The following is a 12,056-nucleotide window of genomic DNA, read 5'->3' as shown; positions in this document are numbered from 1 at the left end:
ATATGCTCCCTAAATTTGAATATATTTTCTCTGTCAGGTTAGATTAAACCTTGCAAGATCGGAATAGTCTGATATCAAGGAAAGTATTCATAAAAACAATTTATTAGAATGAAGAAATTAAGTTTACTAATTGTTGCCGTGTTATTTACCATGGCAGGTGCCATAGCCCAGATATACAACCCTGTAAAATGGAGCGTTGCGTCTAAAAAATTAAACGATAAAGAAGCGGTCGTATTTATTCGTGCCACTATTGATAAAGGATGGCATATATACGGAATGAATGTCCCTGACGGCGGACCGATTGCGACATCGTTTGCATTTACCCCATCGAAAGATTACAGTCTAAATGGTAAGGTTGCAGCTCCTGGACCACAGACAAAATTTGAGAAAGCTTTCGACATGAATGTCACGTATTATGCGAAAGAGGTCACTTTTCAGCAAAAAGTAAAACTAAACAAAGGCCAAACAACGGTAAAAGGAACAGTTGAATTTATGGCTTGTGATGCTGAAAAATGTTTACCTCCGGATGAATACGCTTTTAACGTCACAATTAAGTAGTATTTACGAATATAAAAAATGATAAGGCGGTAAGTTTACTGCCTTTTTTTTATTTTAGCGACTTATCTAAATCAGCTATGCGTTCATTATTTAAGTATTTTGTAGTCTTACAAATTTTAACTTTTTCCTTATATAATTCGTCATTTGCACAGCAAGATAGCTTAATTTCCTTTGATGACGTAGAGTTTACGGATGGCTCTGTTGATGCGGGGGAAGATACCCTGTTGGAGGTACCGGACGACCTCGTCTTTGAAGATGGATCGACAAGTGAAGACCGGGAAGAGGAGCAGGCAATAGATGCGCCTGTACAACCGGTGGATGCCAGCGAAACGGAACAGCAGTCCCTCTGGGGGATTTTCATTGCCGGGTTGCTGGGCGGTTTCGCAGCTTTTATCATGCCCTGCATATTCCCCATGGTACCGCTTACCGTCAGCTTCTTCACCAAGAAAGGCGGCTCCCGTGCCAGGGGTATATCACAGGCACTTTTATACGGGCTTTTTATTATCGTCATATATGTGGCACTGGGTATGCTCATCACCATCGCCTTCGGCTCCGACGCCCTGAATGCCCTGTCTACGAACGGCATATTTAACTTTCTGTTCTTTTTGATACTGGTCATCTTCGCGGCATCCTTCTTCGGTGCTTTCGAACTCACCCTGCCGAGTTCCTTTGTCAATAAGATAGATGCGCAATCGGACCGAGGTGGATTATTGGGATTGTTCTTCATGGCATTCAGTCTGGCGCTGGTATCCTTTTCCTGCACCGGGCCGATCATCGGCACGTTGCTGGTAGAAGCTGCCTCCAAGGGCGAGCGTCTGGGGCCTGCTATCGGCATGCTCGGGTTCTCCATTGCCCTGGCTATACCCTTCGTGCTTTTTGCCTTCTTCCCCTCGATGCTTAAGTCCCTGCCCAAGTCGGGCGGATGGCTCAACAGCGTTAAAGTGGTGCTGGGTTTCCTTGAACTGGCACTGGCATTGAAGTTCCTGTCCAACGTAGACCTCGCTTACCATTGGAACTGGCTGGACAGGGAAGTTTTCCTGGCCCTTTGGATAGCGATCTTCGGGCTGCTGGGGCTGTACCTGATCGGCAAGATACGTTTTGCGCACGACAGTCCGTTACCGCACCTGTCCGTTCCGCGCACCATGCTGGCGGTCATCGTATTTGCCTTTGTGGTGTACATGGTGCCGGGCATGTGGGGAGCACCGCTGAAGTCGATATCGGCATTCCTGCCACCGTCGGCAACACAGGACTTCGACCTGTCCACCGTGAACTTTGGCACCGCGGCAACCGGAACATCCAGCACGGGAAAGCAGAAGAAATACTATGAGATCTTCCACGAGCGGGGCACACCCAAAGGGTTTGACCCGTACTACGACTACGGAGAGGGGCTTGCCGCAGCGAAAGAGTTGGGCAAACCGGTGCTCATCGACTTTACGGGCTGGAACTGTGTGAACTGCCGCAAGATGGAGGCCAACGTATGGACCGATCCGAAAGTGGCGACGCTGCTCCGGGAGGAGTTCGTGATGGTGGAACTGTTCGTGGATGACCGGACGGAACTGGCCGCTGAGGAACAGTACGTATCGGAATACTCGGGAAAGAAGATCAACACCATCGGCAAGAAGAACAGCGATTTTCAGGCTTCTGCATTCAACAGCAATTCGCAACCGCTATACGTCATCGTGGATACAGGCGGGAATGTGCTGGTACCGCCTAGCGGCGCTGACTATGACGTGAACAGCTATGCAGCCTATCTACAAAGCGGCATTGATGCGTTTAATAGCAAGGAATAGAGATAAAAAAACAACAATCAATCTAACATGAGAACTATAAAAAATATTGCAGTTTTGACATCCGGAGGAGATTCTCCGGGAATGAACGCGGGTATTCGTGCAGTAGTACGTACGGGGATATACAACGATTTAAATATGTTCGGCGTGCTTAGGGGATATGATGGCCTGGTAAAAGGCGAAATCGTTCCTATGGACGCCAAATCGGTCGCCAATATCATTCAACGTGGCGGTACCATCCTTAAAACAGCTAGAAGTGAAGAATTCAAAACCTACGAGGGACGTAAACAGGCATATGAAAATATTAAAACGTTAGGTATTGATGCCTTGGTTGTGATCGGTGGGGATGGAACGTTTACAGGAGCCTCTAAGTTTATAGAAGAATTTGATATTCCTATCATTGGGATGCCAGGCACTATCGACAACGATTTAGCCGGAACGGATTTCACCATCGGATATGACACCGCTATCAACACCGTAGTTGATGCTGTTGACAAGATAAGAGACACAGCTGAATCTCATGATCGTGTGTTTGTTATTGAAGTTATGGGGCGTGACTCCGGGCTGATTGCATTACGTTCCGGTATCAGTACAGGTGCAGAAGCCGTATTAATCCCTGAACTGACCGTAGACTATGATGCCATCATGAAACGTCTGGACAAATCGCGTAAAAATAAATCTTCCCGTATCATCATTGTAGCGGAAGGCGATAAAGAGGGCGGTGAAGTAGTTGCAGATAAAATCAAAGAGAATTTTCCGCATTACGACGTTCGTCTTTCTATATTAGGGCATATTCAACGTGGCGGCCGTCCAAGCTGTATGGATAGAGTTTTAGCAAGTAGATTAGGCGTAGCTTCCGTCGAAGGTTTACTGGAAGGAAGAAGAGGAGAAATGGCGGGGCTTATCTGCGGACAAGTACAATTTACTCCGTTTAATAAAGCGATTAAGCATATCGATAAGATAAACGAGAACTTAACTAGAATTGTCGAAATTCTATCGTTATAAACAGAAGGGGCGCATCGGGTGCGCCCCTTCTAGCTTACCAGTAGTTTATATCCTTTTCCATGTACATTGACAATTTCCACATTAGGATCTTCCTTGAGATATTTACGTAATTTACTCAAAAACACATCCATACTACGACCAGTAAAGTAATTGTCGTCGTGCCAAATTTTCACTAAAGCCTCCTCGCGGGTAAGCACATCATTTTTGTTCAGGCACAATAACCGCAACAATTCAGCTTCTTTGGTGGACAACTTTTGCTGTTGACCTTTAAAAGAGATAATTTGGCTAGTGTAATCGAAGAAATAATTCCCAATTTCAAATTTATCTGCCAACTCTTCTTCTTTATCCTTGGATACACGCTTTAGCAATGCATTGATGCGAAGTAATAATTCTTCTACGCGGAATGGTTTGGTAATGTAATCATCTCCTCCCAATTCGAATGCTTGTGTTTTATCCTCCATCATACCTTTCGCTGTGGCATAGATGATAGGTATAGTTTTGTCCATTTTACGAACGTCTTTACCTAATGAAAAGCCGTCTTTTTTCGGCATCATCACGTCAAAAATACACAGGTCGTATTTGTCTTTACGAAAAGCTGTAAGCGCCTCCTCGCCATCTTGAGCTAACGTGACGTCAAATTTTCCTTTTAATTCTAAGTAGTCTTTTAGAAGTTCGCCTAAGTTCGGGTCGTCTTCAGCCAGTAATATTTTTTGCATACGAATGTCAGTTTTATGCTTCTCGATCAGGTGTAACACCTTTCAAAGGAAAAGTTAACTCAAAGACTGTGCCTTTGTCTTTTTCACTTTTCACCTGAATTTTACCGTTAAGCCGTTTTACAATATCATTAACATAACTTAGTCCTAACCCAAACCCTTTGACATTATGTACATTCCCTGTCGGAATTCGGTAGAACTGATCAAAAATCTTTTCCTTTTGATCTTTCGTCATGCCCATTCCCTTATCCGCAATCGTAACGACAACATGATGTTTCGCGTTATACGTTTTTACGGTAATCTCGGGGGCATCTTTGCTATATTTGATCGCGTTATCCACTAAGTTAAAAAATACATTGGATAAATGGAGCTCATCCCCGATGACTAAATCGTTCGGAGCAGATATGTCTGTATGGAGTACACCGTTAGCACGCTGGAGTTGTAGGTTCATACTGTCTAAAACACCGGAAACAACCGCATTGATGTGAACATCCACTTTCTCTATTTTTAAGTTCTCCTTTTCTAAGCGAGCAATATTTAATACCCGTTCAATATGGTTACCAAGCCGAACATTTTCATCATAAATAATATTAGCCAATCTATTTACACGCTTGCCGTCCGCGGAGATTTCGGGATCGCGGAGGGATTCACTAGCTATCATAATCGTTGCCACCGGTGTTTTAAATTCATGGGTCATGTTATTCATGAAATCCGTTTTCATCTCCGAAATCTTCTTTTGCTTGAAGATAATACTCAATGTATAAGCAAAAGCACCGATGAGCAACGCCAACAGTGCAATCATAGGCAAGAGCATATAGCTCATGGTATCGCGGATCACCGAGGATTTATTTGGGAAATAAATTGACAAAAGACCCGGTGAACTGTTCAAATCGTTTTCAAATAGCTTTGTACTGTATTTCGCGAATTGTTTTTTTGCATTCGGATTGTTGCTTTGCAGGGTTTCGTATATGATATAGCTTTGATCATCCCTCACTTCGATATTAAAAGGCACATAAATATCGCGTTTGTTCAATTCCGTATCCAGCTCCTTTTTTAAATATTTGATGTTCAAACGCTCGCGAAAAGGTTTTTTCGCAAGTAATATGCTCGACTCAATATCTTTTAAGATGTGTTCGCTTTTGCCCCCTATAATAGCTAATGTATCAAAAAGTGTGGTTGCTTGCTGCAGTTTCTTGGCGTTCAGTACGAGCAGCTCATTCTCCAGCTCCTGCAATTGGCCTGCGATTTCCCGATTTATTCGTGGGATCAACGTAGCTGTCTGCATGGCCTCTACCCTATTGTTTCTGAAATACGGAATAATAAAACGTGTACTATCGTCTTTCGCCGGAACTAAAGGCACCTCACGCTTCGCAGATAATTGTATATCGGTATCAATATATCCTTCACCCAAATATTTATTGACGACATTGAAGTCGATATAGGTCTGATATCGCTTTCTTCTTATATAGGTTTCGTAAAACGCATTGTTGACATAAATCGCATTCGGAACAAGTGCTTTTAAATTCTCTTCCTCTTCTCGGTAGCGCTGCTGATAATCAAATTGCTGCCGTTGCAGCTTTTTTATCTTCTCCTGAATTTGCAATTGGCTTGCCAAAAGCTGCTCATTACGCTCCCGCATAGCTTGGTCGGCCTTGAACTTCTCTTGATTAATACGATCCTGCTCGCGCGCAAATTCAAATATCTCTTGCTTTTCAATCTTGCTGGCAACCGAAGCGAGTGCCGCGGTAACTGCTTCATCAAAAAGTTGAGATTTCTGTTTAAAGGACTCTCTGATAAAATAATATTGCATGGCCATTACCCCTATGAGGGCAACAGACATTAACCATATGATCAGTGTGATACTTCGCTTCTTCATCCTTCTATCTACAAAAATAGGCAGGCTTTGCATTAAAGCTCAGCCTTTAACACTATTTAACAGCAATCGCCTATAAATCAACTTTTTTACGTAACTTTAATAATTGCAAACTTATTCATCATGATATGAAGTTCGTTTTTACGATATGTACAGGCATGTTATTCACGGTAGCATTTGCCCAACAAACCGAAAAAAAGGGAAGCGTTTTTCAGCATATTGGCATCCAGGGTGCGACGATAGACAGTTCAATACTCCTCTTAAAACCCGACACTGGTCGAGTGATAATTATGGGGAGTAGTAAAACTCGTAAATCCAAAAGCATGGAGATTCCCACACGTAGAGATGATATATCAAAAGGTTATACAACACCTGTAAGAAAACTATCTGGAAGAGGACTAGCCCCTATGCCGGGAACAGATAGTTTAGATAAGCATGACACAATTCCTCATCAGGTACCCCGACCGAAAGTTATCATCCGAAGAACACCGCAGAAAAAATAGAATATCACCACAACATCTTCGTATTCATGTTGAGACTTTTCCTTACATTTGGTTATGGCATTGGTATACCTTCGGGAATTAGATAGCGATACAAAATTTGCTATATGGAAAATAGAGGAAACAGCGGAAGAACTATTAGACCGTTTGCAGCTCGATGAACAAGAGAAATCTGTATTGGAACGTTTCAGCAAAGGGAAACGAACATTACACTGGTTGGCATCACGCGTCCTCCTTCGTTACCTCCTCAAAACGGACGAGTTTATTTTCTGCCCATCTGATGAAAACGGAAAGCCCTATTTACCGAATTATCCATATGAAATATCGTTTACACATTCCTACGACTATGCCGGACTGATCATGAGCCGGAAAGGCCCTTGTGGCATCGATCTCGAAATTGTTAAAGACAAAGTATTGCGCATCAAAGAAAAATTCATGAAACCTAATGAATTGGCTTTCATACAGAACGATAATACGGAGCAATTATACGCCTGTTGGTGTGCTAAAGAAGCTGTGTATAAACTCCAGGGCAATAAAGGTATCTCTTTTCTCGAAAACATGACTATCCTACCTTTCCAATATAAACCGCAAGGTGTCATGACAGTTATGCTCCGTAAAGGTAGATTAATGAAGTCTTTCCAAGTGTACTACGAAAAATTTCAAGACTATATGCTCGGTTACGTGGTTGAGCCCGAATTGAAGGCATGAAGAGAAGAATTTGATAATTTGTTAATTCTCAGCACATCTTAGGTTAACAAAAAAAGGTTTTCTTTGGAAAAACGAATATGAAGCGAAACGTTGAATTAGTCGTTATTTCCGATGTCCATCTAGGAACGTACGGTTGCCAAGCAAAAGAGTTGCTGCGATACCTGTCCTCTATAGCACCCAAAAAACTCATTCTCAATGGAGATATCATTGACATCTGGCAATTTAGAAAAAGTTATTTTCCTGAATCCCATTTACAAGTATTAAAATACATCTTAGATCTGGCCTATACCGACTGTGAGGTCGTGTACATCACCGGCAATCACGATGAGATGTTGAGAAAGTTCGGGAAAATGCAGTTTGGACGTATCGAATTGACCAATCGAAAACTTATGGATATCGACAACAAGAAAGTTTGGTGTTTTCATGGCGATGTTTTTGACGCTTCCATCCAACACACCAAATGGCTCGCCAAGCTTGGTGGCTGGGGATACGATCGCTTAATCCAACTAAATAATATCATCAATTGGGGATTGGTTAAATTAGGTTATGAAAAATATTCCTTATCAAAGCGTATCAAAAACTCTGTAAAAAAAGCGATAAAATTCATTTCGGATTTTGAAGAAACTGCATCGCACCTCGCTATTGAAAACGGTTATGATTATGTAATTTGTGGCCATATTCACCAACCACAAATCCGGCAAATAGAAACAAAGAAAGGTACCTGCACCTACATGAATTCTGGAGATTGGATCGAGAATCTCACCGCCTTAGAATATAATCAAGGCAGCTGGAAATTGTTCAACTACGAAAAACACAAAGATATGCTTGAACAGCAACCTATGGAAACCACACCATTTAAAAACAATGTAGAAGAGCTGTTAAACAGTATTGTTAACGGGCCTATCTAAAAACGTGCAATTTCGTCAATCTGTTCCTGCACAAATTTCGTCGTCAACTCATCGATAAGTTGATCATCATTGTCTAACTCATCATGTACTTTTGATAGATGGATTTTCAGTGGTAATACGTGCATACGCATGTAGTTACACACCCCCGTGAAATGGTCCACACCACGTATGTTCCCGTATTTCCCGGTAGACACACCTACCAGTGCCGCTTTTTTGTGAAAAAAAGAAGCGGGAAAAGAACATGCGTCTATAAACACCTTTAATATCCCCGGAAAACTCCCGTTGTATTCGGGAATGATAAAGACAAATTTATGTGCTGCAGACACCAAAGCCTGTATAGGTTTAAAAGCTTCGCTACGTTTCCCATATAGATCCGTAACCGTGATATCGCTTGGTAAGTCTGACAGCGAGAGCAATTCCCACGATTCCCCCTTCCGCTGTAGCTCCTGTTGATAATATTTAGCTATTTTTAAAGAGTTACTCCGTTCGCGATTTGTTCCCGATATAATTAAGTTCATATTATAAAATAGTGCTGTTATAAAAAGCCCTCATTCTAATAAAAGGGTAATGCTATTTTTTTGTATCTTAGCAACCTTAGCCGTTGGGTAAGGGCTTTTGCCAAAAATACGATTTTTAACATCATTTAAGCATTTGCTTTATCGTAGGAATGTAAATTTGGCAGTAACTTTGGGAAAGTTTTATTCGGTCGGCGTTTAGATAAAAAAGGGGTTGAATCTCATGGGAAAAATAATAGCAATAGCCAATCAGAAAGGCGGTGTAGGAAAAACAACAACTTCCATCAATTTGGCGGCAAGTTTGGCTGTTTTGGAGCATAAGACATTGTTGGTAGATGCCGATCCTCAAGCAAATTCCACTTCGGGAATTGGTTTTGACCCTCGGGTGATCAAGGCGAGCGTATATGAATGTTTAGTGAATGACCTACCTCCACGGGAGGCTATCCAACAAACAGACACGCCTAATCTTGATTTGCTACCTGCACATATTGATCTCGTAGGTGCAGAGATTGAAATGATCAATATGCATGAACGAGAGTTTAAAATGAAGAAGATGTTGGATGAAGTGAAAGACGACTACGACTTCATTATCATAGACTGTTCACCTTCTTTGGGATTAATCACTATAAATGCATTGACCGCATCCGACTCGGTTATTATTCCGGTACAATGCGAATACTTTGCATTGGAAGGCTTGGGAAAACTATTGAATACGATTAAAATCGTTCAAACACGATTGAACACCAGCTTAGAAATCGAAGGTATCCTATTAACGATGTACGATGTACGTCTACGCCTATCGAACCAAGTAGTGGAAGAGGTTCGTACACATTTCAGCGATCTAGTTTTTGACACCATCATTCAGCGAAATACCCGGTTAAGCGAAGCGCCTAGCTTTGGTATTTCCGTTATTATGCACGATGCATCATGTAAAGGCGCTATCAATTACTTAAATCTCGCGCGTGAAATATTACAAAAAAACGGTTTAGTTACGGAGAATTCGCAAACAGCAACAGTATAGTATGGCATTACAAAGAAAAACAGGATTAGGAAAGGGATTGGGTGCACTACTGCAAGGTGACGATGTGCAGGTGACAAAGAACGCGGGTAACGCAGATTCTGTAACGAAAGAAAATACCAATACGGCTGCCGGCAGTATCAACTTCATCAAGGTTAGCCAGGTCGCCGTTAACCCCTTCCAACCCCGTACGGATTTCGACGAACAGGCTTTGCAGGAGCTTTCCGAATCTATTAAAGTACAAGGGCTGATCCAGCCTATCACTGTACGCCAGGTAGGAAAAAATGAATATCAATTAATTAGTGGAGAACGTCGCTTACGGGCAGCGAAATTAGCGGGTATCGATGACATCCCCGCATATGTGCGTACAGCCAATGACCAGCAGATGCTGGAAATGGCGCTTATCGAAAATATCCAGCGTGAGAACCTCAACGCCATTGAAGTTGCATTGAGTTTCCAGCGCATGATTGAAGAGTGTAACCTTAAACAAGAAGAACTCGGCGAACGGGTAAGTAAAAACCGCTCTACCGTGACAAACTATCTTCGTTTGCTGAAATTACCTCCAGTCATTCAAGCAGGTATCCGTGATGGAAATATTTCTATGGGTCATGCACGCGCCTTAATTAATGTAGGCGAAGTAGAAAAACAGCTGTATGTCTATCAGGAAATTATCGACAAAGGTCTTTCTGTACGGATGGCTGAAATTTTAGTGCGTAATATACAGCAACAGAACAAGCCGAAGAAAGCTCCTGTAGGAAAGCAACTAGATTTCCAGTACCAGAAAATCGAGGATGATCTGGCTTCTAGGTTCTCTACCCGTGTAAAGTTAAATATGAAAAACAGTAGGGGTAAAGGAGCTATTGAGATTCCTTTTGAGAGTGAAGACGACCTAAGTCGTATCTTGGAATTATTGGATTGGTAATGCGCTATATATCCATACTGTTCTTCATTATTTCCGCGACGTTAAGCATATACGCGCAGGAGCAGGATACGACAACTAAAACCATAGATACTCCGGTAACAGATACCGTTAAAACGAAGATCGCGCTCCAGGATTCGGTAGATATGCCCCAAGACACCCTCGGAGCTGTCCAGGACAGTGTAAGGAAGGAAACCCGAAAAGAGCGCAGAGAAAGAGAAAAAGCAGAGAAAGAACGAGAAAAATACTATTATAAAGACATCAAAAAAGATTCAGCTCGATTGGAAATCGAACAGATTTCCCGCACAGCTTGGAGACGTTCTTTAATTTTACCAGGCTGGGGACAATACACCAATAAAGGATTATGGTGGGTTAAAGTACCTATTATCTACGGAGGACTGGTTACGGGATACGTCGTTTTTGATTACTGGCAATGGTATTATAAAAAATTTCTGGATGAATTGGATTATCGGATTACAACTAATGGTGATAAACAGGATCTCGACCTGTTATACTGGGAAACGGAGGGTCTGGTTCGACAAAAAGACTACGGACGACGGAACCGGGATTTAACGGTTCTGATTACAGCCGGTTTCTGGGGGCTGAATGTTGTCGAAGCCTACGTGGATTCCATGTTGAAATACAGATGGAATATCGGTTCCGACATGACCATGCGAATTCGCCCTACGCTTATCCCAAGCATGAATACAGGATTAGCAAGTTCGCACGCTTTGGGAGGCTTTAGTGTGACGCCTGGCATCAAACTTACAATGAATTTAAAATAAATTAACCAGTTATCAGATATGAGAGTAGTAATTTTAGGTTACGGAAAAATGGGCCAGCTTATTGAAAAGTTTGCGACGAAGCGTGGTCATGAAATTTTTCTCATTGTTGACAAAGACAACCGCGAATCTATTGCAGCAAGTGATATCGCTGACGCCGACGTCGCTATAGATTTTAGTGAACCTGCAGCAGCACTGGACAATATCCATTTATGCTTTGAAGCTAATTTGCCCATCGTAGTAGGCACAACAGGTTGGTATACCCATTTGGATGAAGTAAAATCGATATGCGAAGATGAAAACCAAACGATGCTCTACGGCTCTAACTTCAGCATCGGCGTAAACGTTTTTTTCCATATTAATAAACTGCTGGCGAAAGCAATGAGTCCTTACAAACAATATGATGCGCAAGTGGAAGAAATACACCATATCCACAAGCTTGACGCTCCCAGCGGGACGGCAATTACCATTGCGGAAGGAATTTTAGAAAACACTCCAAGTAAAACAAAATGGGTCAATGATGTTATCGGCGAAGGAGAGGAAGTTATTCCGAAACCAGACGAATTACTTATTGAAAGCCACCGTATCGAAGAGGTTCCTGGCACACACACCGTTTTATACAGTTCCGAAGTCGACCAAATCGAATTTAAACATACGGCGCATAGCCGTGCTGGCTTCGCTTTGGGCGCGGTAGTCGCTGCCGAATGGGTACAAGATAAAAAAGGGTTTTATCAGGTAACAGAAATGTTTGATTTTATTTAATGACAACT

The 12,056-nt window shown here is 42.2% G+C and carries 13 protein-coding genes; 10 read left to right on the top strand and 3 right to left on the bottom strand.

Going from position 1 to position 12,056, the window contains the following annotated elements:
• Positions 1-108: 108 nt before the first annotated feature.
• The 3 genes from G5B43_RS11530 to pfkA all read left to right on the top strand — a co-directional run bounded on the left by G5B43_RS11530 (position 109) and on the right by pfkA (position 3,350).
• Positions 109-558, top strand: coding sequence for a protein-disulfide reductase DsbD domain-containing protein (locus G5B43_RS11530; protein WP_206367330.1), 450 nt, complete (start codon positions 109-111; stop codon positions 556-558).
• A gap of 77 nt (positions 559-635) precedes the next feature.
• Positions 636-2,348, top strand: coding sequence for a protein-disulfide reductase DsbD family protein (locus G5B43_RS11525; RefSeq protein ID WP_165294902.1), 1,713 nt, complete (start codon positions 636-638; stop codon positions 2,346-2,348).
• A 27-nt stretch (positions 2,349-2,375) separates the two neighbouring features.
• Complete coding sequence (gene pfkA / locus G5B43_RS11520; protein WP_165294901.1) at positions 2,376-3,350, top strand: 6-phosphofructokinase; 975 nt, start codon at positions 2,376-2,378, stop codon at positions 3,348-3,350.
• A 29-nt stretch (positions 3,351-3,379) separates the two neighbouring features.
• On the opposite strand, the gene G5B43_RS11515 is transcribed toward pfkA, so the two are convergent.
• Together G5B43_RS11515 and G5B43_RS11510 are read right to left on the bottom strand one after the other, a co-directional pair.
• On the bottom strand, positions 3,380-4,066 hold the full coding sequence (locus G5B43_RS11515; protein WP_165294900.1) for a response regulator transcription factor: 687 nt from the start codon (positions 4,064-4,066) through the stop codon (positions 3,380-3,382).
• A gap of 13 nt (positions 4,067-4,079) precedes the next feature.
• A complete protein-coding gene (locus tag G5B43_RS11510; RefSeq protein ID WP_165294899.1) occupies positions 4,080-5,939 on the bottom strand; it encodes a sensor histidine kinase in 1,860 nt (619 codons plus the stop codon).
• 125 nt (positions 5,940-6,064) lie between these two features.
• Here G5B43_RS11510 and G5B43_RS11505 point away from each other — a divergent pair, with 125 nt between their 5' ends.
• The 3 genes from G5B43_RS11505 to G5B43_RS11495 all read left to right on the top strand — a co-directional run bounded on the left by G5B43_RS11505 (position 6,065) and on the right by G5B43_RS11495 (position 8,052).
• A complete protein-coding gene (locus G5B43_RS11505; protein WP_165294898.1) occupies positions 6,065-6,439 on the top strand; it encodes a hypothetical protein in 375 nt (124 codons plus the stop codon).
• A gap of 54 nt (positions 6,440-6,493) precedes the next feature.
• On the top strand, positions 6,494-7,144 hold the full coding sequence (locus G5B43_RS11500) for a 4'-phosphopantetheinyl transferase family protein (protein ID WP_165294897.1): 651 nt from the start codon (positions 6,494-6,496) through the stop codon (positions 7,142-7,144).
• A 77-nt stretch (positions 7,145-7,221) separates the two neighbouring features.
• A complete protein-coding gene (locus G5B43_RS11495; protein ID WP_165294896.1) occupies positions 7,222-8,052 on the top strand; it encodes a UDP-2,3-diacylglucosamine diphosphatase in 831 nt (276 codons plus the stop codon).
• On the opposite strand, the gene G5B43_RS11490 is transcribed toward G5B43_RS11495, so the two are convergent.
• Complete coding sequence (locus tag G5B43_RS11490; RefSeq protein ID WP_165294895.1) at positions 8,049-8,570, bottom strand: NADPH-dependent FMN reductase; 522 nt, start codon at positions 8,568-8,570, stop codon at positions 8,049-8,051. The genes G5B43_RS11495 and G5B43_RS11490 overlap by 4 nt on opposite strands.
• Before the next feature lie 220 nt (positions 8,571-8,790).
• On the opposite strand from G5B43_RS11490, the gene G5B43_RS11485 reads away from it, so the two are divergent.
• From G5B43_RS11485 to dapB, 4 genes are read left to right on the top strand one after another with little or no spacing between them, the layout of a single operon-like run.
• Positions 8,791-9,588, top strand: a complete 798-nt coding sequence (locus tag G5B43_RS11485; protein WP_130142573.1) for a ParA family protein — start codon at positions 8,791-8,793, stop codon at positions 9,586-9,588.
• A gap of 1 nt (position 9,589) precedes the next feature.
• Positions 9,590-10,507, top strand: a complete 918-nt coding sequence (locus tag G5B43_RS11480; protein ID WP_165294894.1) for a ParB/RepB/Spo0J family partition protein — start codon at positions 9,590-9,592, stop codon at positions 10,505-10,507.
• Positions 10,507-11,289 (top strand): DUF5683 domain-containing protein, encoded by a 783-nt coding sequence (locus tag G5B43_RS11475; protein WP_165294893.1) that lies wholly within the window; start codon positions 10,507-10,509, stop codon positions 11,287-11,289. The genes G5B43_RS11480 and G5B43_RS11475 overlap by 1 nt, the downstream gene beginning before the upstream one ends.
• Before the next feature lie 18 nt (positions 11,290-11,307).
• The gene (gene dapB, locus G5B43_RS11470) at positions 11,308-12,048 is read left to right on the top strand and encodes a 4-hydroxy-tetrahydrodipicolinate reductase (RefSeq protein ID WP_165294892.1); all 741 of its coding nucleotides are present in this window, start codon (positions 11,308-11,310) and stop codon (positions 12,046-12,048) included.
• Positions 12,049-12,056 lie beyond the last annotated feature (8 nt).

Origin of the sequence: Sphingobacterium sp. SGR-19 (genome assembly GCF_011043555.1) — a bacterium.
Lineage (GTDB): Bacteria > Bacteroidota > Bacteroidia > Sphingobacteriales > Sphingobacteriaceae > Sphingobacterium.
Note: the sequence above shows the minus strand (reverse complement) of the source record. Positions and strands in the feature narration are given on the sequence as shown.